The sequence below is a fragment of the Kushneria sp. Sum13 genome (genome assembly GCF_052692355.1).
The window spans coordinates 2,538,265-2,561,736 of sequence record NZ_CP199847.1 but is presented as its reverse complement, the minus strand read 5'-3'; the positions used below and the strand labels follow the sequence as shown (position 1 = coordinate 2,561,736).

19 protein-coding genes are annotated in these 23,472 nt (G+C 61.2%); 6 read left to right on the top strand and 13 right to left on the bottom strand.

Features of this window, described 5'->3' with window-relative positions; genetic code table 11:
• Positions 1 to 127 precede the first annotated feature (127 nt).
• From ptsP to ACUN8C_RS11920, 4 genes are all read left to right on the top strand, one after another.
• Positions 128 to 2,980, top strand: a complete 2,853-nt coding sequence (gene ptsP / locus ACUN8C_RS11935) for a phosphoenolpyruvate--protein phosphotransferase (RefSeq protein WP_445619418.1) — start codon at positions 128 to 130, stop codon at positions 2,978 to 2,980.
• Positions 2,977 to 3,915, top strand: a complete 939-nt coding sequence (pfkB, locus tag ACUN8C_RS11930; RefSeq protein WP_445619417.1) for a 1-phosphofructokinase — start codon at positions 2,977 to 2,979, stop codon at positions 3,913 to 3,915. Before ptsP ends, pfkB begins: the two co-directional genes overlap by 4 nt.
• Before the next feature lie 91 nt (positions 3,916 to 4,006).
• On the top strand, positions 4,007 to 5,770 hold the full coding sequence (locus ACUN8C_RS11925; protein WP_445619416.1) for a PTS fructose-like transporter subunit IIB: 1,764 nt from the start codon (positions 4,007 to 4,009) through the stop codon (positions 5,768 to 5,770).
• 175 nt (positions 5,771 to 5,945) lie between these two features.
• Positions 5,946 to 7,409, top strand: coding sequence for a sodium-dependent transporter (locus ACUN8C_RS11920; RefSeq protein WP_445619415.1), 1,464 nt, complete (start codon positions 5,946 to 5,948; stop codon positions 7,407 to 7,409).
• A 123-nt stretch (positions 7,410 to 7,532) separates the two neighbouring features.
• Here ACUN8C_RS11920 and ACUN8C_RS11915 read toward each other — a convergent pair whose 3' ends face one another.
• A complete protein-coding gene (locus ACUN8C_RS11915; protein ID WP_445619414.1) occupies positions 7,533 to 7,784 on the bottom strand; it encodes a hypothetical protein in 252 nt (83 codons plus the stop codon).
• Between the two features lie 375 nt (positions 7,785 to 8,159).
• Positions 8,160 to 10,229, bottom strand: coding sequence for a choline transporter (locus ACUN8C_RS11910; RefSeq protein WP_445619413.1), 2,070 nt, complete (start codon positions 10,227 to 10,229; stop codon positions 8,160 to 8,162).
• A gap of 270 nt (positions 10,230 to 10,499) precedes the next feature.
• On the opposite strand from ACUN8C_RS11910, the gene ACUN8C_RS11905 reads away from it, so the two are divergent.
• Positions 10,500 to 11,063 carry an O-acetyl-ADP-ribose deacetylase gene (locus ACUN8C_RS11905; protein WP_445619412.1) on the top strand — a complete coding sequence of 188 codons (564 nt, stop codon included), beginning with the start codon at positions 10,500 to 10,502 and terminating at the stop codon, positions 11,061 to 11,063.
• A gap of 51 nt (positions 11,064 to 11,114) precedes the next feature.
• On the opposite strand, the gene ACUN8C_RS11900 is transcribed toward ACUN8C_RS11905, so the two are convergent.
• The 3 genes from ACUN8C_RS11900 to ACUN8C_RS11890 form a co-directional block, all read right to left on the bottom strand.
• Complete coding sequence (locus tag ACUN8C_RS11900) at positions 11,115 to 12,047, bottom strand: hypothetical protein (protein WP_445619411.1); 933 nt, start codon at positions 12,045 to 12,047, stop codon at positions 11,115 to 11,117.
• A 120-nt stretch (positions 12,048 to 12,167) separates the two neighbouring features.
• Positions 12,168 to 12,875 carry a response regulator gene (locus ACUN8C_RS11895; protein WP_445619410.1) on the bottom strand — a complete coding sequence of 236 codons (708 nt, stop codon included), beginning with the start codon at positions 12,873 to 12,875 and terminating at the stop codon, positions 12,168 to 12,170.
• Positions 12,872 to 14,368, bottom strand: coding sequence for a histidine kinase dimerization/phospho-acceptor domain-containing protein (locus ACUN8C_RS11890; protein ID WP_445619409.1), 1,497 nt, complete (start codon positions 14,366 to 14,368; stop codon positions 12,872 to 12,874). Before ACUN8C_RS11890 ends, ACUN8C_RS11895 begins: the two co-directional genes overlap by 4 nt.
• A 229-nt stretch (positions 14,369 to 14,597) precedes the next feature.
• Here ACUN8C_RS11890 and ACUN8C_RS11885 point away from each other — a divergent pair, with 229 nt between their 5' ends.
• Positions 14,598 to 15,128, top strand: coding sequence for a gluconokinase (locus ACUN8C_RS11885; protein ID WP_445619408.1), 531 nt, complete (start codon positions 14,598 to 14,600; stop codon positions 15,126 to 15,128).
• 81 nt (positions 15,129 to 15,209) lie between these two features.
• Here ACUN8C_RS11885 and ACUN8C_RS11880 read toward each other — a convergent pair whose 3' ends face one another.
• From ACUN8C_RS11880 to corA, 8 genes are all read right to left on the bottom strand, one after another.
• The gene (locus tag ACUN8C_RS11880) at positions 15,210 to 16,130 is read right to left on the bottom strand and encodes a Gfo/Idh/MocA family protein (RefSeq protein ID WP_445619407.1); all 921 of its coding nucleotides are present in this window, start codon (positions 16,128 to 16,130) and stop codon (positions 15,210 to 15,212) included.
• 56 nt (positions 16,131 to 16,186) lie between these two features.
• Positions 16,187 to 17,242, bottom strand: coding sequence for an aldose epimerase family protein (locus tag ACUN8C_RS11875; RefSeq protein ID WP_445619406.1), 1,056 nt, complete (start codon positions 17,240 to 17,242; stop codon positions 16,187 to 16,189).
• 117 nt (positions 17,243 to 17,359) lie between these two features.
• Entirely contained in the window at positions 17,360 to 18,790 is a 1,431-nt protein-coding gene (locus ACUN8C_RS11870; RefSeq protein WP_445619405.1) for a sugar porter family MFS transporter, read from the bottom strand.
• A gap of 231 nt (positions 18,791 to 19,021) precedes the next feature.
• Complete coding sequence (locus ACUN8C_RS11865; RefSeq protein ID WP_445619404.1) at positions 19,022 to 19,777, bottom strand: FadR/GntR family transcriptional regulator; 756 nt, start codon at positions 19,775 to 19,777, stop codon at positions 19,022 to 19,024.
• A 92-nt stretch (positions 19,778 to 19,869) separates the two neighbouring features.
• Positions 19,870 to 20,754, bottom strand: coding sequence for an SMP-30/gluconolactonase/LRE family protein (locus ACUN8C_RS11860; RefSeq protein ID WP_445619403.1), 885 nt, complete (start codon positions 20,752 to 20,754; stop codon positions 19,870 to 19,872).
• 63 nt (positions 20,755 to 20,817) lie between these two features.
• Complete coding sequence (locus tag ACUN8C_RS11855) at positions 20,818 to 21,474, bottom strand: hypothetical protein (RefSeq protein WP_445619402.1); 657 nt, start codon at positions 21,472 to 21,474, stop codon at positions 20,818 to 20,820.
• 66 nt (positions 21,475 to 21,540) lie between these two features.
• Positions 21,541 to 22,470, bottom strand: a complete 930-nt coding sequence (locus tag ACUN8C_RS11850; protein WP_445619401.1) for a 2-hydroxyacid dehydrogenase — start codon at positions 22,468 to 22,470, stop codon at positions 21,541 to 21,543.
• 48 nt (positions 22,471 to 22,518) lie between these two features.
• On the bottom strand, positions 22,519 to 23,472 hold the full coding sequence (gene corA / locus ACUN8C_RS11845; protein ID WP_445619400.1) for a magnesium/cobalt transporter CorA: 954 nt from the start codon (positions 23,470 to 23,472) through the stop codon (positions 22,519 to 22,521).

Below are 23,472 nucleotides of genomic sequence, written 5' to 3'. Positions count from 1 at the left end.
CGGCAAGGAAAAGGTGACACGATTCAGCCATGCTGTCATGACCTGTTTCATGCCGTTTTGCGTGTTGGGCCGCACAAGCTGATGCCGTCATCTGCGCAAATTTGCCACTCACAAGGATCAATACGCCATGCTCACGCTGCAAAGTGATGCCGTTTTGCTCGATCAGCACGCCAGCGACTGGCGTGATGCACTCAATCAGGCCGGTCAGGCGCTCATGGAAGGCGGGCTTGCCCGCGAAGGCTATCGCGATGCGCTGTTCGAGCGTGAACAGCAGGCGTCGACCTGGCTGGGCAACGGCATCGTCATTCCCCACGGCACTCAGAAAAGCCGTGAGCATGTGCTGGCCACCGGCGTGCGTCTTTTGCAGTTCCCGCAGGGCGTCGAGTGGCATGACGGCAATCGGGTGCATCTGATCATCACCATTGCCGCGCAAAGCGATGAGCACCTCGACATCCTGCGCCAGCTCACCCACGTGCTCGACCGTGAGGGCGTGTCAGAAAAGCTGGCCCGCGCTGACGATGCCGAGGAGGTAGTGCGTTTGCTGTCAAAGGCGCCGGTCACGGCGCGTCTGGATGGCGACACCATTGTTCAGGGCGTACCGGCCCGCTCGGCGCTGGAGCTCACGGCTGCCGCCGCCGCGCGCCTCGAGCAGCTCGGCTGTGTCGATCGTCGTTTTGTGGCCGACATTCTGGCCCAGCAGGCCATCTCGCTGGGCCAGCAGCTGTGGCTGGTGCGCAGCGCCACGGGTGTCACTCAGCCGGCGCTGGGGCTGGCCCTGCCGCAGGCGCATGTGGATGGCGTGGCCGGTATCTTCTGTCTGGCCGAGAGCGGCAACGCTCACGACGTGCTGCTGGACCGGCTGGTGAAGGTGCTGGAGGAGGGCAAGGGTGAAGAGCTGGCGCGGCTGGGTCGTGATGCACTGCTGGCACGACTGTCCGGTGAGTCGGCCAGTGCCGAAACCGTCCGGGTCAGGGTGCGTAACGCCCATGGTCTGCACGCCCGTCCGGCCAAACAGCTGGTGCAGGTGGCGCGAGCACAGGGGATGCCGGTACGTGTGCGGCTTGCCGAAGGCGGCAATGAAGCGGTTTCAGCGGCCAGTCTGACCAAGGTGATCGGACTAGGCGCGCGGCGCGGGCAGATGCTGATCTTCTCGGCCGAAGGCCCCGGCGCGCGTGAGGCCGTCGAGGCCATGGCCGAGGCGCTGCGCGGCGGACTGGGTGAAGAGGTCACGCCGCTGGGAGATACCAGCGATGCGCGTCCGTCGCGCAATCGACAGACCCCGCGGGAACCGGTGGTCGCCCCGGCGGCCGACACGCCGCTGACGGCCGTGCCGGCTTCGCCCGGTATGGCGATTGCCCCCGTGTTCGTGATGCGCCCGCCGGAGTTTCATTACGAGGAGACGGCCTCTGACCGCGAGATGCAAAAAACGCGTCTGGGTGAAGCGATCAAGGAGGCCGAGCAGCAGCTCGAGGAGATGATTCGCGCCGCCGGAGGTGAAGTGGCCGAAATTCTCTCCATGCACGAAGAGATGCTGGGCGACCCGGAGCTTCGCGAAGCCGCCTATGAAGCGATCAATGAAGGCAAGAGTGCCGAGGGTGGCTGGTGGCGCGCCATTGATGTGGCCGCCCGCGCCCAGGAAGCACTGGCCGACCGTCTGCTGGCCGAGCGCGCCGCGGATCTGCGCGATGTGGGTCGACGCGTGCTGGGGAATCTCTGCGGCGTGAAGATGCCTGACCCGCCGACGCACCCCTACATTCTGGTGACCGATGACGTCGGCCCTTCCGATGTCGCGCGGCTGGATACCTCGCGGGTACGCGGCATTTTAACCGCTCGCGGCGGCGCCACCTCTCACAGCGCGATTCTGGCGCGGGCGCTGGGCATCCCGGCAGTCGTGGGGGCGGGTGAAACCATCATGGCGCTGGAAAACGGCATCGACATGATTCTCGACGGCGAGCGCGGCCGCGTGATCCCCGCGCCCGACCCGGAGCGTCGTGCCCGCACCGAGCTTTCCATCCGGGAGCGCGAGATCCGCGAACGCGAAGCCTTTGAGGTCCGTTTTGATCCGGCCGTGACCCTGGATGGTCATCGCGTCGAGGTCGCCGCGAACCTGGGCAACACCGCACACGCCGCGGATGCCGTCGAGCGCGGTGCCGAGGCGGTGGGGCTTTTGCGCACCGAGTTTGTTTTCATGGCCCACCCGCAGGCGCCGGATCTGGACACCCAGATCGTCGAGTACCGTCAGGCCTTTGATGCCCTGGGCCCCGATCGCGCGCTGGTGGCGCGCACGCTGGATGTCGGCGGTGACAAGCCGCTGGATTACTGGCCGGTGCCGGCCGAGGACAACCCCTTTCTGGGGCTGCGCGGCATTCGTCTGGCCCTGACCCGTCCGGACGTGCTCGAAACCCAGATTCGAGCGCTTCTGATGGCTGCTGGTGATCGACCGCTGCGCGTCATGTTCCCGATGGTCAAGGACGTGGAAGAGTTCCACGCCGGCAAGGCCATTTTTGATCGCGTGCAGGCCGAAGTGAAAGCGTCTGACGTGCAGCTGGGTGTGATGATCGAGATTCCTTCCTGTGCGCTGCTGGCCCCGAGTCTGGCCGAGCATGTCGACTTCTTCTCGATCGGCACCAACGATCTGACCCAGTACACCCTGGCCATCGACCGCGGTCACTCGCGCCTGTCGGCCCAGGCCGATGGCCTGCATCCGGCGGTACTGCGCCTGATCCAGATGACCGTGGAGGCTGCTCATGCCAAGGGGCGCTGGGTCGGTGTGTGCGGCGAGCTGGGCAGTGATCCACAGGCCATCGCTGTGTTGATGGGGCTGGGGGTTGATGAGCTGTCCGTTTCCAGCCGCCAGATCCCGCTGGTCAAACAGCGCATCCGCAGCCTGAATCTTGCAGACAGCCGCGCGCTGGCCCTGCGGGCACTGGCCTGTCCGACGGCGGTTGAAGTACGTGCCATGCTGGAGTCGTTGACATGAGCCGGGTCCTGACGCTGACGCTCAATCCGGCGCTGGATCTCTCCATTCGGCTGAAAGCGCTGTCGCCGGGCAGCGTGAACCGCTCGCAGGAGAGTTCACTGACCCCGGCCGGCAAGGGCAACAATGTGGCCCGCGTGCTGGCCCGTCATGACCACCGGGTGGTCGTCAGTGGTTTTCTGGGACGCGATAACCGGGCACCGTTTGAGCGGGCCTTTCAGGACTGGGGCGTGGAAGATCGTTTCGTTCGAGTCGCCGGCGAAACCCGCGTCAATGCCAAGCTCTCCGAGGCCGATGGTCGGGTAACCGACATCAACGGCCCGGGTGCGGCGGTGGACGAGGCGGCCATGGCGCAGCTTCTTCAGGACATCGAGGCCGGTGCAGACGGCATCGAGGCAGTGGTCATCTCCGGCAGCCTGCCGCCTGGTGTCACGCCCGAGTGGCTGTCTGCGCTGATTGATCGGCTCAGGGCACGTGGACTGCCGGTCTGGCTGGACAGCAGCGGCGAGGCGCTGGTGCAGGGTACACGGGCACGTCCTGCGCTGATCAAGCCCAACGAGCATGAACTTGCCGAATGTGTCGGCCGCGCCCTGGCGGATGAGGCGGCGCTTCTGGCGGCGGCTCGTGAGCTGCAGCAGGGCGGCATCGACAACGTATTACTGTCGCTGGGCGCCGAGGGCGTGGTGTGGCTGTTTGAGGGCGGCGCGCTGCGCGCTCGTCCGCCGCGGATCAGGGTGGTCAGCACGGTATGTGCCGGCGATACGCTGCTGGCCGGCGTGCTGCATGGCGTGCTGGAAGGCTGGCCGCGCGAAAAAACGCTGCGTTTTGCCACCGCCCTGTCGGCCGACGCCGTGCGCCGGATTGGCGTGGGGCGCTCGGATACCGAGGACTTCGCCGTATTGCGCGATGCCGTCTCCATCGAGGCACTGACAATATGATCACGGCCCCGATTTCTTTTGAGCTGCCTGCTGATGACAGGTGCAGTCAGCATGGCGACCAGTGGTTGGCACTGGCACAGGAGTGGTTTGCATGAATATTGTTATCGTCACGGCCTGCCCCAGCGGCACGGCGACGACCTACCTGGCGGCGCGCCGTCTCGAGCAGGCGGCTCACCGACTGGGCTGGCAGACAGCCGTCGAAATGCAGGGTCAGTTTGATCAGACCACCTTGAGCGATGAGCAGATTGCCGCAGCCGATATGGTGGTGGTCGCTGCCAGCAGGCCCATCACGCTGGCGCGCTTTACCGGCAAGCGGCTCTATCGTGAGCGGCTTGAAGCTGCTCTGCCGGACCCGGATGGCTTTTTAAGCCGGGCTCGCGAGCAGGCCGAACCCTGGGAGGGCGCTGATGACGCCCCGGCGGAGGCCAGTGTCGCACCAGCGGCCGCCGAGACCCGCACGTCAAAACGCATTGTCGCCGTAACGGCCTGTCCGACCGGAGTGGCGCATACCTTCATGGCCGCCGAGGCGCTGGCCCAGGCCGGTAGAGCACTGGGCCATCAGATCAAGGTCGAAACGCAGGGGTCGGTTGGCGCGCAGAATCAGCTGACCGATGACGAGATCGCCAACGCCGATATCGTGCTGCTGGCCTGTGATATCGAGGTTGATGACGAGCGCTTTGCCGGCAAGCCGGTCTACCGCACCTCGACCGGTACGGCGCTCAAGAAGTCGCAGCAGACCATCAATGACGCGCTGGCCAATGCGGCGGTGGAAAGTGAAGGCAGTGCGCCGGCGGGTGGCGAGCGCAAGAAAAGCATCAAGGAACGGGGCGTCTACAAGCACCTGCTGACCGGGGTGTCTTTCATGCTGCCGATGGTGGTGGCCGGTGGCCTCTGTATTGCGCTGTCGTTCGTGTTCGGGATCGAGGCGTTCAAGGAGGAGGGGACGCTGGCCGCGGCGCTGATGCAGATCGGCGGCGGCACGGCCTTTGCCCTGATGGTGCCGGTACTGGCGGGCTATATCGCTTACTCGATTGCCGATCGTCCGGGGATTGCACCGGGCATGATCGGCGGCATGCTGGCCAGTACGCTGGGCGCGGGCTTCATCGGCGGGATCATCGCCGGTTTTCTGGCCGGTTATACCGCCAAACTGATTGCCAAAAAGCTGAAGCTGCCGGCCAGTGTGGAATCGCTCAAGCCGATTCTGGTCATTCCGCTGCTGGCGAGTCTGGTGACCGGCCTGGTCATGATCTACCTGGTCGGCACGCCGGTCGCCGGCATGCTCTCGGCGCTGACCGATTTTCTCAACAACATGGGCTCGACCAACGCCGTGCTGCTGGGGCTATTGCTGGGCGCGATGATGTGTGTGGACCTGGGCGGACCAATCAACAAGGCGGCCTATACCTTTGGCGTTGGCCTGCTGTCGACCCAGACCTACGCACCGATGGCGGCGATCATGGCCGCCGGCATGGTGCCGGCGATTGGCATGGGGATCGCCAGCTTTCTGGCCCGCTCCAAGTTTGCCGACACCGAGCGTGACGGCGGCAAGGCGGCGTTTGTGCTAGGGCTTTGCTTTATCAGTGAAGGCGCGATTCCCTTTGCTGCCAAGGACCCGCTGCGGGTCATTCCGATCTCGATCGTGGGCGGGGCCATCACCGGGGCGCTGTCGATGTACTTCCAGATCAAGCTGATGGCGCCGCACGGGGGGCTCTTCGTGTTGCTGATTCCGGGCGCGGTCAATCAGGCGATGCTCTATCTGCTCGCGATCGCCGTGGGCTCGATCTTCATTGGCGCGACCTATGCGCTGCTCAAGCCGGCGCCGCAAAAGCTGGAAGTGCCGGAAGGGGCTTCTGCCTGAGTCAGCGATGATTCATGAACGCGGAAAGTATGCTTCAGGGCCCCCAGGGGGGCCCTTTTTTGTGGGCCTCACAGGAAAATCATGACGGTTTCGGGCCAAAAGGGGGCGAGACCATTACAATGCGCTCCGGATCGACAAGAGGGCCGCGCAAGGCCGACAACCGATAGGGACGCACATGACAACAAATAATGGCACCGGTGGTGTGCTCTGGGCCGGGCGCTGGGGGTTTGTGCTGGCGGCAACAGGCTCGGCCGTGGGGCTGGGTAATATCTGGAAATTCCCCTACATGACCGGTGAATATGGCGGCGGCGCCTTTGTGCTGGTGTATCTGCTGTGCATTGCCGCTATCGGGGTGCCTCTGATGATGACCGAGATCGCCTTCGGTCGACGCGGACGCGGCAGCCCGGTCGAGGCCGTCAAGCGTGTGGTGGCCGAGTCTGGCGGTGCCTCGGGCTGGGCGGTACTGGGCTGGATGTCGATGATCTGCGGCTTCATGATCCTGAGTTTTTATGTGGTGGTGGCCGGCTGGTCATTATCCTATCTCTGGAAGGCGATCAGCGGCAGTCTCAATGCCGAAAGCGTCGAGGGCATGGCGGCCATTTTTAACGCCAACAATGAAAACCCGCTCAATCTGGGTTTCTGGAGCACGCTGGTCACGCTGATCACCATGCTGATCGTGGGCAAGGGCGTGCAGGAAGGCATCGAGCGCAGTGTGCGCTGGATGATGCCGGGTATGGTGGTCATGCTGGCCATTCTGATCGGGTTTGGCATCTTTTCCGGCGGCTTTGGCCAGGCGGTACACTTTTTGTTTGCCTTCGAGTTCGGTCAGCTCTCCGGTGAGGGGCTGCTGGCGGCGATGGGGCATGCCTTCTTTACCCTGTCACTGGCGGCAGGCGCCATCATGGCGTATGGCGCCTATCTGCCGGCCGGGAAGTCCATTGCCCGTACGACCTTCATGGTGGCGATCTGTGACACCCTGGTGGCGCTGATGGCGGGGCTTGCCATTTTTCCGGTGATTTTTGCCAACGGCATGGATCCGGCCAGCGGCCCGGGGCTGATTTTCATGAGTCTGCCACTGGCCTTTGCCCAGATGCCCATGGGCACGCTGCTGGAGGTCATTTTTTTCGTCATGCTGACCATGGCGGCACTGACGTCGGCCATCTCAATGATCGAGGCCACCATCGCCTGGTTGGTGGAAAGCCACGGTATCGCTCGTAATCGCGCGTCCTGGGGCACGGGGATTGTTCTATGGCTGGTCAGTACGCTGGCGATGCTGTCGTTCAATCTGGGCGCGGACTGGACACTGGGCGGGCGCACCTTCTTTGACTGGCTGGACTATCTGACCTCGCGATTCATGATGCCATTGGGCGGGCTGGGGCTCGCACTGCTGGCAGGCTTCGTGCTCAAGGATCGTTTGTTGCGTGATGAGCTGGGTCTGGCAGGCGTGGGTCATGCCCTGTGGCTTTTCATGATTCGCTACGTCTGTCCGCTGGCGATCGTGGTGATCTTCATCGACGCGCTCGGCATCATGACGCTGAATGTGTCCACGCAGTGGCCCTGGGGGGTGGCCATACTGGCCCTGTTCGTAGTGGTCGGGGAGTCGCTGAGCCCGAGGCTGCGTCGCCAGCCGGCGCACTGAGAGAACCTGCGCTCATGTCGATGAGCGTGTGATGTCGGCAAGCCTGTCATGAAAAGGGCCGCCCATTTTGGGCGGCCCTTTTTATGCTTTGTCAGTCAGTCAGTCAGTCAGTCAGTCAGTCAGTCAGACGTGCTGGCGCTCGGTGTACTGGCTCAGGCGAATGATCTCTTCCAGATGACGCCCATCTTCCTGCATGCGCTCATGAATCTGCGCGGTGCTGGTCAACATGCGCGCGAGGTCACTGCTGGAGTGCGCGGCCTGTGACCTTGAGGCGTCAATGGTGGCCTGCAGGTGGAAACCCTGCTGTGAAAAGGCGGCCACCATGTGCGTCATGGCGCCAAGCCGGTCATTGACGGCATCTACCGACCCCTGCACCCGAGTAATCACCTCGCTGATCTGATTAAGGCTCTCCTGCGTGCGTCCGGCCGTTCGCTGCTGGTACGCACCAGCCAGGCTTCCTTGCCTCGAGCGAATCTTTTAAACATGTCCATACCATAAAAGGGTAATTTAATGAGGGAGCTAACGACTGCCCCCCATTTACGGCCGACACGGGCTTTACTTGATGGTATGGCGTTGATAAATAATGCCTATCTGCAGACAGTATTTATTTAAAGACAGTACCTGTTTAAAGACAGCGGCCATTTAAAGACAGCGGCCATTTAAAGACAGTGGCCATTAAAACTTGAAAACATTGGCCCATTAAAAACGCCGCCCGGAGGGCGGCGCTATTGAGGTGACAGCAGACTGTCTTCAGGGCGCAGGCGGCATGGTCGGGTCATCCGGGATGTTGGCGCCGTTGCCCGGCGCCTCACGCGTCATGTGCAAGAACTGCAGGTGACGCTCGTACTGATCCAGGATGTCGTTGATGAGCTGGTCACGACTGAAACCGATCAGGTTGTAGCCCTGACTGCCTTCCAGCAGATAGACCTCAAGGCGATAGTAGCGTGACCGTGTTTCGTTGGCGCGACGGGCAAACGAAGGCATCGAGAAGGCGCGCGGCCAGATCTGATAGGTGAAGTTCTGCTCATTGCCCAGTGCGACATTGAGCTCCAGGTGCAGCTCGTTACCTTCGGCCTTGATGACTTCCGCTTCAAGGCCCTGCTCGGAAAGCTCCTGTGCCACGGCCTCCATGGCCGGGCGGGCGGTTGTGTTGATAAAGGTGCTGGCCTGACGCTGGCTGGGGAAGTGCATGGCGCGATTGAGACGCTGACGCCAGTGGCGTGTGCCGCGCTCACCGCCGACACCGGTACGACTCGATAGACGTCCGGCAAGGCTTGCGCGATGGCTGTCCTCCTTGAAGGCTTCGCTTTTAAAGGAGCGATAAAGCCCGGCCATGACAAAAAAGATCACAAAGGAAAAGGGCAGCCCCATGATGACCACCATGCCCTGCAGTGCCGAGACGCCACCGGCCATTAACAGTGCCAGCGTCAGCAGCCCGATCGTGACCGACCAGAACACGCGCAGCCAGGCCGGCGCATCGTGATGTACGCTGGAAAGACGCGAGGTGAAATTGCCCAGCACCAGTGCCCCGGAGTCTGCCGAGGTGACATAGAACAGCATGCCCAGCAGGGTCGCCAGAGACGCCGTCCAGGTGACGCCCGGATACTGCTCGAGCAGCCCGTAGATGGACTGTTCGGGATGAGTCATCGCAATCTGGCCGAACTCGGTGGCGCCATTGAGAATGCTCTCGATCGCGCTGTTGCCGAAAATCGAGATCCACATCAGGGTGAAGATAAAGGGAATGGTGAGGGTGCCGACCACGAACTCGCGAATGGTGCGCCCGCGGGAGATACGCGCCAGAAAAAGCCCGACAAACGGCGCCCAGGCCACCCACCATGCCCAGAAAAACAGCGTCCATGTGTTGAGCCAGTCGGTCGGACGGTCAAAGGCGAAGGTATTGAGCGTCATGCCCATGAAGCGATTGACGTAGTCGCCGATGTTAAGCACCAGCGCATTGAGCAAAAAGACCGTGTCGCCGGCAATCAGTACATAAAGCAGCAGCACCACGGCCAGAATCACGTTGAGTTCGGAGATGCGCCGGATGCCCTTGTCGACCCCGGAAACCACCGAAATGGTGGCCAGAATGACCGACAGCGCGATCAGCGCCCCCTGGACGTAAAGGTTCTGGGGCAGGTCGAACAGGTAGGTCAGTCCGTAGTTGAGCTGTACCACCCCGATGCCCAGGCTGGTGGCAATGCCAAACACCGTACCGATGACGGCGGCGATATCCACCGTGTGGCCAATGGCGCCTTCCACCCGCCGGCCAAACAGCGGGTAGAGCGCACTGCGAATGGTCAGCGGCAGGTTATATCGGTAGCTGAAATAGGCCAGCGCCATGCCCATCAGCGCGTACATGCCCCACCCGGTAATCCCGTAGTGAAACATGCCCCAGACCGTGGCCTGGCGTGCAGCTTCCAGTGTGCCGCCTTCGCCGACCGGAGGGGCCAGAAACTGGGTGACGGGCTCGGCCACGCAGAAAAACAGCAGATCGATCCCGATGCCGGCTGCAAACAGCATTGCCGCCCATGAACCAAGGCTGAACTCCGGACGAGAGTGCTCCGGCCCCAGGCGGATACTGCCAAAGCGGGAGGCGGCGACAAAAATCACGAACCCCAGATAGAGGGTTGCTGACAGAAAGTAATACCAGCCAAAGGTGTTACTGATCCATTCAAGCGCCGCAAAGATGACGGTGTTGGCGGCGTCAGTGAAAAACATTCCCCACAGGGAAAACACCACGATGCCAAGGGCAGAACCATAAAAGACGATCGGGTTCAGGGCATCTTTTTGTTGCTCGGCCATATCAATGTGTTTGACGCTCATCGAAGGATTCTCCTTGTTGACGATGCGGTAATGAATAATTCATGAACGTCGCCCTCGTGACCCGGGAGATGCCCGGGCCACGAGGGCGCTGATCCGACTTTTGTTAATTGGTCGTTCAATTAAAATACATGCTTTGCTGGGGGCCTTCAACTGACCTTCCGTAGACCGTTCGGTCCTGGACCAATGGCAGGGGAGAGAGAATTGTCCGAACCGGACAGGCGTCGACCATACTGAAGATCTGTTTTCATTAAAGGCGTCAGGGGAGAGATCATGACAACGGCCATGACCTGGATGAGCGGGAGATTGCGGGTAATTCAGGGCGATATCACTGCCCTTGAGGTAGATGCCATCGTCAACGCGGCAAACCATTCCCTGATGGGCGGAGGTGGGGTGGATGGTGCCATTCATCGTGCTGCCGGTGGCGAGCTCAAAACCGCCTGTCAGGACCTGCGTCAAAAGCAGTGGCCGGAAGGGCTGCCGGATGGAGAGGTGGCCATGACCCCCGGGTTTAATCTGCCGGCCCGCTACGTGATTCACACCGTGGGGCCGGTGTATGCCAAAACGATCGACAAGTCCGAGCTGCTCGCGAACTGCTATCGAAAATCACTGGCGCTGGCAGCTCAGCAGGGCCTGCAGACCATCGCCTTTCCGGCAATCTCCACCGGCGTTTATGGCTATCCGTTTGATCAGGCTAGCGAAATCGTGCTGACGGTCATGGCGGAGAAACTGCCCCATGGGGATCTGACCGCAACGCTGTGCTTTTTCAGTCAGCAGGACATGGACGCCTTTCGTCAGGTGGCCAGCCGGATGGGATATCAGCGCGATCGCGGCTAGTCATGAAAAACACCCCGTCAGTGCGGGGTGTGGTCATGATGGCGATATGGATCAGCTCTGATCGGGCTTCGAGGGGGCGTTCCGGTCTGCGCCATGAGGGCGCGGCCCCGTTGCGATGTGGTGATAGCGGCTGACGCTATCCAGCGCTGCCAGCTGATCCGGGCTCAGGATGTCTTCCAGAGAATGATGAAAGGCGGTTCGAGCCTCGATCATCCGGTGGCGTTGATCGCTGTCCTGTGGCGCGTCCCTGTCGTTGAGCTGTGTCATCTTCTGGTGAAGTTGCCTCGTCGCTGCCTTCATGGCATCAAGCTGGGACGCCTCAAGATGCCAGCTTTTTACCAGCGCGTGACGGACATCAATGGGTGGCTTGCCCTTCGGGCCGCGCAGCTCCACATGGCGCATCATCTCAAGTACCCGGATCTGCTCGGCACTCAGTACCCTTGAAAGACGTGCATGCTGCTGCTCGTGCAGCGTTGCCATGGCCTGGCGTCGGTCTTTTCGACTGTCCATGGCGCCCTTGTCATGGCGCAGTTCGGCGAGGTCCTGACGCATCTGCCGGCGAGCGTCATCGAGCGCCTGCCTTTGGGTATCATCCAGCTTCCAGCTATCCAGAAGCGCTGCCCTCAGCGCTCCTTTGGCCTGCAGGGCAGCGGCATGTTGATCCAGAGCTTCAAGCACTCGACGTTGTTCGTTATCGAGGACCCTGGCGAGTGCCTCATGATGCGTGCGCGCCGCTTCCTTCATGGCTTCATGACGTGCCTGGGTGCTGTCAAAGCTCTGATCCTTCAGCGCTGTCAGACGTTCGTGAAAGGCCTTGTTCTCGTTGGTCAGCTGATTTTGCTGTTGATCGCTCAGCGACCAGCTCTGATAGATGGCCTGACGTGCGCCTGGGTGGGCTGTCTTTTGATCCGGCGCGGCAGCACTGGCCGTGAAGGCGGTCAAAAGCGCGACGGTGGCACTGGTGGCGAGCATCCATTTCTTCATTGCGATACCTCGTGGCTGGGTCTGACGCCAGTATCGCCACGATTTGTGCAACAAACGTGCAGGCAATGGGGATAAACATGCGGTGGGAGATATCGACACCGCCGGCTGAGATGAATGCGCTCAGCTCAGGGGTTCATACTTGTAACCCACCCCATACACCGAGTGGATGACCTCACGCTCGGGCCAGATGTCGGCAAGCTTTTTCCTGAGCTTTTTAATGTGAGAATCCACGGTACGCTCGGAAACGATGCGGCGGTCGCGATACATGTGATCCATCAACTGCTCGCGCGAAAAGAGGCGCCCGGGGGCATTGAACATGACCTCCATCAGCTGGAATTCGACTGCGGTCAGGCCCAGATCCGTACCATTGGCCAGCACGCGCCAGCCATCGCGGTCCAGGGTCAGGGGCGATGAGTCGTGCACACCGGTACTGGCGGCGGACGCCACGGGATGAGTACGTCGCAAAACCGTGCGAATGCGAGCGACGACCTCCCGCGGCGAAAAGGGCTTGCAGATGTAGTCATCGGCACCCAGTTCAAGACCCAGCAGGCGGTCTACCTCCTCGACCCGGGCCGTCAGCATGATGATGGCCATGGCTGGCCAGCGCTCTCGCAGCCGTCGACAAAGCGTGAGCCCATCAAGGCCTGGCAGCATCAGGTCCAGCAGTACCATTGCAGGCAATGTTTCCGGCGCCCGTGCCTCCAGCCAGTCGATGACCTGATCGCCGCGTTCGAGGCAGTGAGGCGTAAAACCGCTGCTGCTCAGGTAGTCCCGCAGCAGATCGGCAATCTTGGTTTCATCTTCAACGATCAGCACGTTGTCGTTCATGGCAGCGTTTTTCCGTGATGATGGCTGGCACTGATCCGGTGATCGTTTTTGGCAGGCGTGCCATGGCCATCAAGCATAAATACAAGGCGCCAGCAAAGACCACCCAGCGGCGTGTCCTGTGGGGTCATGTGTGCCCCATGAAGGTGTATCAGGGCACTGGCAATGGAAAGTCCCAGTCCGCTGCCACCGTGGCGGCGGTTGCGTGATCCCTCGATTCTGAAAAGCCGCTCGGTGAGACGGTGCTGCTCGGTGGGCGCGACGCCGGGCGCGCTGTCTTCCCAGATCACCACGGCCTTGTCATCCTGGCGCAGGAGGGTGACATGAAGGCAGCCCGGGGCGTCCGTATAAGCCTGCGTATTGCTCAAAAGGTTATGCCAGAGCTGGCGCAGGCGATGGGCGGATCCCTGAATCATGAGACCCGGGGCAATGTGGGTGACCAGCGTAATGCCTCGTTCGTCAAGCCATTCGCGGCTCTCTTCAAGCTGGCTCTGCAGATGCGTGCTCAGGTCCAGTCGATCCAGTGGCGTCTCAAGCGTTCGGGCATCGGACTGGGCCAGAAGGCGAAGGTCCTCGATCAGCTGACTGAGATGATCGACTTCCTGGTTCAGGGACTGGAGGCTTTTGCCATCCAGTGCGCGTACGCCATCCTGCATCGCTTCAATTTCACCTTTCAGGATGGCCAGCGGCGTGCGCAGTTCATGCGCGATGTCTGCGACCCACTGCTGGCGGGATTGGCGATTGTACTCAAGGCTCTGGGCGAGGGCATTGATATCTTCAGACAGCCGGGAAAGTTCATCGCGGCCCCGCAGGCGTAGGCGAATGCTGTAATCACCACGGGCAATGGTGCGCGTTGCCAGCGCCATATCCCGCGTACGTCGGCCAAGCCACCAGGCAAGCCCGCCTGCCAGCAGCAGCGAGGTCAAAAGCATGACGCCGGTAATGATGCCCAGATTGCGCAGCTGACGATGCAAAAAGACCTGATCGATCGAGGAGATCATGTTGTCCGGCGCGCGATAGCCAAGCTGTCCGATGGTGGTACCGTCAAGCACCAGTGCCCGGTAGTTCATGTCGTTACGGGGTTGATGAACGCCGCCAATAACCGGTTGGCCCCGGGCATCCAGCAGCACAAACTGGCGTGGATCCACCATGGAACGGGGGAGGTCCGATGATGGGCCGCCGGCATGGTGTTCAGGTGGCGACTTTTGCGAAACAGCGCCTGCGGCGTCAGGACGGTCGCGCGGTGCCAGCGTCAGACGCAATACATCACGCCAGGCATTGCGGTTGTCGCCAAGCCAGGCCCAGCTGCCATGCAGGGCATAGCCCTCGACGAGGGTATCGCTCAGGGTATCGATGCGCTCCTTCTGGGTGCGGCGCAAATAATCCAGAAAATCATCATCGATACTGCGGGCCGCCATGAAAAAGACCACCGCACCAAGCACGACATTGACCAGCAGGATAGCCCCAAAGAGCTTCAAACCAAGGCGACTGAACATGCATCCCTCATTGATGAAAAACATCACGTTAGCGCGCCTGACACCCTTGCAGCGGCGCGAGTCATGAAAAGGGCGTGAAAGCGTAAGAGCCCTCTGATTTATACCAAGGTCTTATATGCGAAAGTTGCCCCGGGACCATGGTTCGGTTGTAACCCCATGATGGCTTTGCAAGAATGTTGCAACAGTATGCGCAATGACGCCCCTACCCCTGCAACAAGAGAGCCCCGGCATGACAAAACAGTTCGATCAGCGTCATCGGCAATCACGACGCATTTTGATCATGGGGGTCTCCGGATCCGGCAAGTCGACCATTGGCGAGGCCGTGGCTGAAAAGACCGGCTGTGAGTATATCGACGGCGATCAGTACCATCCGCCGGCCAATATCGAAAAGATGACCAAGGGCGTTCCCTTGACGGATGACGACCGTCAGGGCTGGCTGGAAGCACTGGCAGATCTTTTTGCGCAGCATCGCCAGGAAAACAAAAGCGTGATGATCGGCTGTTCCGGCCTCAAGAAATCCTATCGCGACATTCTGCGCCAGGGCGACCCGGAACTGATCATTCTCTTTCTGGATGGCAGTTACGACACCATCCTGCAGCGCATGGAAGAGCGTCAGCATTTCTTCTCGCCGCAAATGCTGCGCACCCAGTTCGATACGCTGCAGGCGCCGGGGTCCGATGAGGCCATCAGCATCGATATCTCGAAGTCCTTTGATAGCGTGATCGATCAGTGCGTCAGCGAGCTTGAAGCGCTCGACTGACTTCAGCTTTCGATGACAAAAACAGGGGCCCGGCTGTGCATGCGCAGCCGGGCCCCTGTCATTTGACGGCTTTGTGCTGATCTATTCGATAAAGGCTTCAACGCTCTGGCGGCGTCCCAGCAGGAAGGCGTCGGCCACGTGGCGGAAGGGGGCTACGTCGACATCGCTTTGTCCTGTGCGGATCAGCTCGGCAAAGCGCCTGTAGAGCCCCGCGTATTCGATATCCTCGCCGTCGATAATGCGCTCACCATTGATGCTCAGCTGGCTGCCGCCACTGTCGAGCACCAGCTTGCCGTCTTCAGTGTCGACCGTAATCTGCCAGGTCTGGGGTCCGGTCTGGCGCCAGTCAAAATCGGCGTGAATGGGGGTGTCGTGAACGTCGGTAAATTCGAGTGTGGCCCCGATCGGTGACTGGCAGTTTTCCGGTACTTCAAGCGTCGCTTCCCGCAGGAAAAAGGCTTCCGGCAGAATCCGGGTGACAATCGAGAGAGCATTGATGCCGGGGTCGAAAACGCCCAGACCGCCCGGTTCCCATACCCATTGCTGGCCCGGATGCCACTGACGCACATCCTCGCGCCACTGGATATCAACCCCTGTGACGCGACGCGTTGACAGCCATTCGCGCGCCTTTTCGACGCCGGCAGCCTCGCGGGCGTGCCAGGTCGCGTAGAGCGTGACGCCCTGCTGTTCGGCACGGCGCACCAGATCCTCGACTTCGCTGAGCGAGACGCCCGGTGGCTTTTCCAGCAGCACATGCTTGCCAGCCTCGATGGCGGCCACGGCCTGGGCGTAGCGCACCTGCGGCGGTGTACACAGGGCCACGGCATCAAGGGCGGGCACTGCGCTCAACAGGGTATCAAGATCCTGATGATTATCGACGCCTTCAAGGGTGGCATTGCGACTGGCAATGGCGGTCAGTTCAAAATCGCGGTTATCCCGCAGGGCCGGCAGATGCTGGTCCCGTGCGATCTTGCCGAAACCTGCAATGGCAATGGTGGTCATGACTCTGTCTCTTTCCAGAAGGGGCCGTAAGTCTGTTGCGACGGTCCGGCCGGGGGTTAAAACGTCAATTGATAGCAGGTGTGCTGGCGATATCGCTCGCCCGGATCGAGCCGGGTCGAGGGGAAGTGGTCATGGTTGGGCGCATCGGGAAACTGCTGCGCCTCCAGAGCCAGTCCGCCAAAGGCCTCGATCGGACGGCCTTCGTGATCAAGCAGGGTGCCATCCAGACCGATGCCGGTATAGAGCTGAAGCGAGGGTTGATCGGTAAAGACGTCCAGTCGTCGGCCGCTGTGCGGCTCGGTGACCATTGCCCGGGGCTGGCCGGAGGGCACTCGATCCAGCACGAGGGCAACATCATGGCCGCCGGCGCGGGAGAACTGCTCGTTGGGGATCTGCTCACGCGAGCGCAGGGTCGCGGGCGTGACAAAGTCATAGGGGGTGTCGGCGACCGGGGCGATCGTGCCGGTCGGAATCGAGGCCTCATCAAGCACCAGATAGTGACCGGCTGCGCACTCGAGAAGATGGTCGCGCACGTCGCCCCGGCCGCGCAGATTGAAATAGGCGTGGTTGGTCAGGCTGATAACGGTCGGTGCTGAACATTGCGCCTCATAATCGATGGTGAGCCGATTGTCCTCATCGAGGCTGTAATGCACCGTGACCTTCAGCTCGCCCGGAAAGCCCATGTCGCCGTCGGGCGAGCGGTGGCTCAGACTCACGCCGACCCGGTCTGCTTCTTCAAACAGCCGGCCTTCAAAGCGCTGAAAGCTCAATCCCCGTGGCCCACCGTGCAGGGCGTTGGGGCCCTCGTTGGGCACGATCTGAAACGTCTGGCCATCAAGTTCAAAACGCCCCTTGCCGAGGCGGTTGGCATAGCGCCCGACCAGCGCACCGAAATAGGGGTGCGGTTTCAGGTACTGCCTCGGGTCGACAAAGCCGAGCACCAGGTTGACTGGCTCACCGGTGTCTCGATCGGGCACGCGCAGGGCCTGCAGGGTGGCGCCGTAATCAAGAATATCCACCTGCATGCCGGCACTGTTGCGCAGCCTGAAGCGCTCAAAGGGGCTGCCGTCATCGTGCTGACCGGGTTGGTCGCTTTCACAGTGCAAGGGCATGAATCACTCCATGGTCGATGAAAGACAAAAGCGTTGTGTCACAGCGGTTGCAGATCAGTATAGAGCCCTCACTCGATACAGGTCAGACACCGGTGCACGGCAGCCGAATGGCCCGGGCTACGCCTGTGATTTCTGACCGATGTGGCGAAGCCGCCGTCCCGCCATCAGCGCCTGCTCGATCTTCTCAAGGGCCACGCCCTTTGTCTCCGGGACCAGCAGCAGGGTGACCGCAATGAAGGCAAAGTTGAGCGCGGCATAGAGCCAGAAGGTGATCGCATTGCCCAGCACATTGATCAGTGTGAGGAACGTAGCGCCAATAATCATGTTGGCCACCCAGTTGGTGACCGTGGAGCAGGCTACGCCGAAGTCACGGCCCTTGAGCGGCTGAATTTCGGAGCACAGGATCCAGACCATCGGTGCCGCCGACATGGCGTAACTGACAACAAAGGTCCCCAGAAGTCCCAGCGCCAGGTACTGGGTCAGTGCGCCTTCAAGGCCGTATTCAAACAAACCACCCAGCGCCAGCATGCAACATCCCATGATGGTAAAGCCGGTATAGAGCAGCGGCTTGCGCCCGAGGCGGTCGACCAGGCCCACGGCGATCAGGGTCGCCAGCGTCATGACAAGACCGATCACGACCGTCCCCCAGAGCTGTTCGCTGGCGCTGTCAAAGCCGGCCATTTCCAGAATGCGCGGGGCGTAATACAAAATGACATTGGCGCCGGTGAACTGCTGCATGAACTGCAGCGTGACGCCCAGGCCGGTAGAGCGACGGAAGTTGGGGTTGCGCTTGAAAAGCTTCCAGCCGGCGTCTCCTACCTTGAGATTTTCTCGAATGCGGGTCATCTCTTCGTCAACGCCCTGGCGGTCATTACCGCGCAGGCGCATCAGGACGCTACGGGCTTCATCAAAGCGCCCGTGGCTTGCCAGCCAGCGCGGGCTGCGCGGCAAAAAGAACATGCCAAGGAGTAACAGCACACCCGGGATGGCGATAATGCCCAGCATGCCGCGCCAGTTGCCGGTGTAGCTGAACAGGGTGTTGGTCAGATAGGCGAGCAGAATGCCGCCCATGATCATCAGCTGATAAAAGGAAATCAGTCGGCCGCGGATGTGCTCGGGGGCGATCTCGGAGAGATAGATGGGCGCGACATAGGAGGAGATCCCCACGGCCACGCCCAGCACAAGCCGTGCCACGATCAGCATCTCGGGCGAAACGGCCAGCGCCGAAAGCAGCGCTCCGGCCACAAAGACCACGCCGCTGACGGTCAGCGTGAGCTTGCGTCCCTTCCTGCGTGACAGGGTGCCGCTGACGCAGGCGCCCATGGCCGCCCCCAGCATCATGACGCTGACAATGATCTCCTGTTGGCGGTCACCGACGCCAAAATCATGTTCGATAAAGGGCAGGGCGCCGGAGATGACGCCGATATCCATGCCAAAGAGCAGACCCGCCAGCGCCGCAACGCCGCCGATCATGTAAACGGTCGACATTGAAGGGTGCGCGATACGGCGCCCCGGCTCACTCGATGTCGCAGTCGTGGATGATTTCATGAAATACCCCGAAGGATGGTACTGCGTGCATGACAAACACAGGATCAACAACAGGGTTTGTATGTTGGACATTTATCGGAAATGCTCAACATAGACTTTGGCCGCTTCGACCTTGGTCCAGGGTCTTGATTGACGCTGAAGAACGAAGGGCTTGCGAAGTCATTTCTGAGGCACGGAACTGCTGCGTCGCAATCATGGTCGGAAAAACAGCTCACGCGTCCGGGAAGAGGCTTAACCGGCGGGTGGCACTGTCATGGGCAGGTGCAGCGGCACCGGGGCAGGGGTGATATCGACGTTCAGCGCCCGGGCAGTGTCTTCCAGTACCGCAATCGCGGCGTGATAGGCCTCATCGGGCTGGCGCATGCGTATGGCGTCCATGAGCCGATAATGGCTTTGAAGGCTGTGGCTCGGGTCGAGCGTGCGAGTGTTGCTGTGTGACACCAGCAAATGGATCGATGGGCGCAGCACGTGAGAGAGCTGGGACCAGACGATGTTGTGCGTGGCGTAATAGATGGCGACGTGAAAGGAGACGTCGCAGTGATCGTGCTGCGTGGTGTCCTCATCAAGATGGTGATGGCGCATGTCCTCGAAGGCCTCCTCGATGGCGACCAGATCCCGAGCGGTCGCACTATTGGCCGCCATCATCGCTACCCACGGCTCGACCGTCAGGCGAAAGCTCAGAATCTCGCGCTGGATCTCCAGATGTGGCCCGGCAAAGCGGGTGATCCAGTCCGTCACGGCAGGGTCAAGGATGTGCCACTGTGAGAACTCGCGCACACGAGAGCCATAGCCGGAAATACGCTCGATGATGCCGCCGCTGACCAGCGCGCCCAGATGGCGACGCACCACGTTGCGGCTCAAACCGGAGTGCCGACAGATCTCCAGCTCCTTGGGAATGAAATCGCCTGGCTGATAACGCCCGTCAAGAATGTCCTTGATCAGCTGATCAGCCACATGGTGTGCATCTGGGGAGGCGGTATCGTTCATGCGAGTCTCGGTGGCGGCAGCGTCACAGTGGAACATATCACAGTCCGGGCACCTGCCCCGATACGCCAGTGCCGCATCGGGACAGGCGTTGCTCAGGCGCTATCGCGGACGGTGCTCCGGTAGCGATGGCCGGGCAGCCCGGGCGTCTCCACGCGGGTGGAAAAGAGCGAGCCGGCATCGGGATACTGGTTCAGGGTGGCCTGATCCAGCCCCTGACGAGCGCAGGTGACATACAGCGTGCGCAGATCGCTGTCGCCAAAGACCACCTTGGTGGGGTTGGGCGCCAGCAACGGCAGGGTTTCCACCACGTTGCCATGATCATCAAAATGCACCACGACACCGCCACCATACATGGCAATCCAGTAGTGGCCGGCCTCGTCGATGGCAGCACCGTCCGGTGAACCCGGCAGTGCCAGCGCGCGGGTGTCGGCAAACAGTTCCGGCTCGCCCAGCGTGCCCTGCTCGATATCCAGCGGATAGCGATGGATACGGTGGGTCGGCGTGTCGCTGAAGTAGAGCCAGCGATGATCAGGGCTGATCGCGATGCCGTTGGAAATGGTCACACCTTCGAAGTGCGAGGCCAGTTCGTCCTGATAGCTGAAAAAGGCACCGGTGGGATGAGCTTCCTCGGCATTTTTGGTGCCAAACCACAGCCGGCCATGCGCATCGCAGTGGCTGTCATTGCACCAGCTGATGTCCGGGTTCTGAGGGCCTTCGACCAGGTGGTGCTGTTTTTGCCCCTGATCGTCCAGACGCCACAGGCCCGAGCGGAAAGCGGCCAGATAGCCGCCCTGATCGTCGGGCACGGCGTAGGCCAGCGGCTCATCAAAGCGCCGGACGTGATGCTGGTTGCTTTCCGGGTCGAGCTGGTGAAGCTCACCGCTCAGGATATCGACCCAGTGAAGACGCTGCTGATCGACATCCCAGTGCGGGCCTTCTCCCAGCGCCATGGTCAGTGTCAGGTGCGGTTCCAGCATGTTCCCTCCGTGGTATTCGTGTTGGGTGTTGTTGATCGATGAGCGCCATGCCCATGACGGGGCTTACGGCGTCTCAAGCCCTGTCAGCTGAAGGCGTGCGCTCAGTTTGCCATCGCGAAAATAGTCCGTCTGCACGAGCAGGCCCGGATAGCGCGACGTGAAATAAAAGTTCATGCGTCGGTCGGGCTTGTCCTCATCCCATGCCTCCACGTGGCGTGTCTGCCAGTGCCCCTGGGGCACGGACATTTCCGGATCATCAATGACCCGCCATGCCATGTCACGCTGGCGCGCCTTGTGATCCACATAGGCAAAGGTGCATGGCGTTGTCTGGCGACCGCGACATGAGGGGGCGTTAAACGCCTGCCGGCTGAGCGCAAATAGCGCTGCCTGACGATCGGGCAGAGCGGCGAGCTGCTGATCATCGAGACGATAGGTGTCACCAAAGCCGAACAGGCGGTAGCGGCTGTAAAAGCTCCAGGGCGCTACGTCGGTGTCATTGCGAAGGCGAAAGCGGCTGTATTCATAGCCGGTCGCGATCTTGATCGAGGCATGCATGGTGGTACGCCAGCCCTCCTTGTCGCGCTCGAGCTGATGGGTCATGTCGGCGTTGGGCCAGCCGTCGATCACGAGATGATATTGGGCCTTGAAGGGCTGAATCTCCCCGGCCTGAAGCGAGGTGGACACCATCAGGGCGGTCAGCATCAGAATAAGGCGAAACATGGCGTCTCCTGTCAGTAGGGCAAGGCACATGAGATTTGGCCTGTACCCTAATAGCCCGTGGCGGGATCAATAGCCCGTGGCGGGATCAACGGTATCGATGGGCTCCCCGCGCATCAGGGCCATAATATCGGCGGCGAACTGCCGGGCGCCCTCGCTCACATCCGTAGGGGCAGCGATATGCGGGGTAATGATGACCCGCGGATCCTGCCAGAGAGGATGTTGTGTCGGCAGGGGTTCCTCCGGAAACACGTCCAGCAGGGCGCCGCGCAGATGGCCGTTTTCGATGAGCGTGAGCAGGGCGTCCGGGTCCAGCGTCGTACCGCGCCCGGCATTGATGACCACCGCGCCTTGCGGCAGTTGCCCGAGACGCTGATCGTTGAGCAGCCCTCGTGTCTCCGGGGTGTTCGGTAGCAGGCTGACGAGTACCTGCGAAGTCTTCAAAAGGGCTGTCAGCCCGTCATCGCCATGATGCGTGTCGATGCCATCCACCTGTTTGGCCGACCGGCTCCAGCCCTGTACCTCGAACCCCTGAGCGCGGATACGACGGGCGCAGGCCTGTCCGAGCGTTCCCAGCCCCACGATGCCCACACGCCAGGCGCTGCGGTCGGCCAGAGGCTGTTCCTGCCACTGGTGATCCATCTGCTGGCGGCGGTAGCGATCCATGTCCCGATAGAAATGCAGGATGCCGTAGAGCGCATAGTCGGCCATCAGCGTCCCCATGCCGGCATCGCGCAGGCGGACGATGGGCACCTCCGGCAGCTCGGGAAGACTCAACAGGGCGTCGACGCCGGCACCGGCGTTGAAAATCGCCTTCAGCGATGATTGCTGGCAGGCCAGTAGTGATGCCGGCGGCTTCCAGACCACCAGAATATCGGCCGGGCACTCACCGGCCTCCTGCGTGGTTACAATCTCGATGCCGGGCAGGACCGGGCGCAGTTCATGCGTCAGCGCCTCCTGCCAGCGTCGTGCCTCGGGAGCATGAATCAGTACGCGCATAGTGTTTCCCCTTGAGCGTGCCCACCAGCATCGGTTGGCATCCATCCATCAAAGCCAGCCGCGATGCTTGAAGTACAAAAAGGGCGTCAGACCCGAGATGAACATGACAAAAATGGCAAACGGATAGCCCAGCGGCCAGTGCAGTTCCGGCATGACATCAAAGTTCATGCCGTAGATGCTGGCGATCATGGTGGGGGGAAGGAACATGACCGAGGCGATCGAGAAGATCTTGATGATCTGGTTCTGCTGGATGTTGATAAAGCCCTGGGTCGTGTCCATCAGGAAGTTGACCTTGTCGGACAGGAACGTGTTGTGCGACATCAGGGCATCAACGTCCTGAAGCACCTCGCGGGCCTGCTCCTGAAGCTCGGGATGGCGGCGCAGGTGGCGCAGCAGAAAGTGCAGCGAGCGCTGGGTATCCATCAGGCACAGCCGGATCTTGCCGACGCTGTCCTCGACCTTGGCCAGACGGTCGATGGCGTCCTCGAGATCCGAATCCTCGACTTCGAGTACCTGATGACTGACCTGTTCGAGATCGCGGTGCATGTCCTCGACGCTGTCGGCCAGGTTTTCCACCTTCTGCTCGAAAATGGTCACCATCAGCTCCTGGGGCGAGCCGGCCTCGATCTGGCCACGACGGGCGCGCAGGCGCAGCAACCTGAAATCCGCCAGATCCTCCTCGCGCAGGCTTAAAAGCCGCTGGGGCTGAAGGATAAAGGCCACCGTGGTGTTCTGGTGCTTGCCTTCATTGCGGGTCAGAAACAGGGAGTGAACGTGAAGGCCATCGGCGTCTGAAAAGTAGCGCGCCGAAGACTCGATCTCTTCGACATCGGTACTGCCGGGCAGCTCCTCGGCAAGAAAAGGCGCCAGCGCCTCACGCTCACTGTCACTGGGCTCCTGCGCATCAATCCAGGTGGCCTGTGACAGGCGTGCAGCAAGCGCGTCATCGTCATCAAGCAGTTCGTGAATGGTCTGCTGCGCAAGGCTGTAGGTCCTGATCAT

Coding starts and splice junctions, on each gene's coding strand:
- ptsP (WP_445619418.1), top strand. CDS start 128: ATGCTCACGCTGCAAAGTGATGCCGTTTTGCTCGATCAGCACGCCAGC.
- pfkB (WP_445619417.1), top strand. CDS start 2,977: ATGAGCCGGGTCCTGACGCTGACGCTCAATCCGGCGCTGGATCTCTCC.
- ACUN8C_RS11925 (WP_445619416.1), top strand. CDS start 4,007: ATGAATATTGTTATCGTCACGGCCTGCCCCAGCGGCACGGCGACGACC.
- ACUN8C_RS11920 (WP_445619415.1), top strand. CDS start 5,946: ATGACAACAAATAATGGCACCGGTGGTGTGCTCTGGGCCGGGCGCTGG.
- ACUN8C_RS11910 (WP_445619413.1), bottom strand. CDS start 10,229: ATGAGCGTCAAACACATTGATATGGCCGAGCAACAAAAAGATGCCCTG.
- ACUN8C_RS11905 (WP_445619412.1), top strand. CDS start 10,500: ATGACAACGGCCATGACCTGGATGAGCGGGAGATTGCGGGTAATTCAG.
- ACUN8C_RS11900 (WP_445619411.1), bottom strand. CDS start 12,047: ATGAAGAAATGGATGCTCGCCACCAGTGCCACCGTCGCGCTTTTGACC.
- ACUN8C_RS11895 (WP_445619410.1), bottom strand. CDS start 12,875: ATGAACGACAACGTGCTGATCGTTGAAGATGAAACCAAGATTGCCGAT.
- ACUN8C_RS11890 (WP_445619409.1), bottom strand. CDS start 14,368: ATGTTCAGTCGCCTTGGTTTGAAGCTCTTTGGGGCTATCCTGCTGGTC.
- ACUN8C_RS11885 (WP_445619408.1), top strand. CDS start 14,598: ATGACAAAACAGTTCGATCAGCGTCATCGGCAATCACGACGCATTTTG.
- ACUN8C_RS11880 (WP_445619407.1), bottom strand. CDS start 16,130: ATGACCACCATTGCCATTGCAGGTTTCGGCAAGATCGCACGGGACCAG.
- ACUN8C_RS11875 (WP_445619406.1), bottom strand. CDS start 17,242: ATGCCCTTGCACTGTGAAAGCGACCAACCCGGTCAGCACGATGACGGC.
- ACUN8C_RS11870 (WP_445619405.1), bottom strand. CDS start 18,790: ATGAAATCATCCACGACTGCGACATCGAGTGAGCCGGGGCGCCGTATC.
- ACUN8C_RS11865 (WP_445619404.1), bottom strand. CDS start 19,777: ATGAACGATACCGCCTCCCCAGATGCACACCATGTGGCTGATCAGCTG.
- ACUN8C_RS11860 (WP_445619403.1), bottom strand. CDS start 20,754: ATGCTGGAACCGCACCTGACACTGACCATGGCGCTGGGAGAAGGCCCG.
- ACUN8C_RS11855 (WP_445619402.1), bottom strand. CDS start 21,474: ATGTTTCGCCTTATTCTGATGCTGACCGCCCTGATGGTGTCCACCTCG.
- ACUN8C_RS11850 (WP_445619401.1), bottom strand. CDS start 22,470: ATGCGCGTACTGATTCATGCTCCCGAGGCACGACGCTGGCAGGAGGCG.
- corA (WP_445619400.1), bottom strand. CDS start 23,472: ATGATCAGGACCTACAGCCTTGCGCAGCAGACCATTCACGAACTGCTT.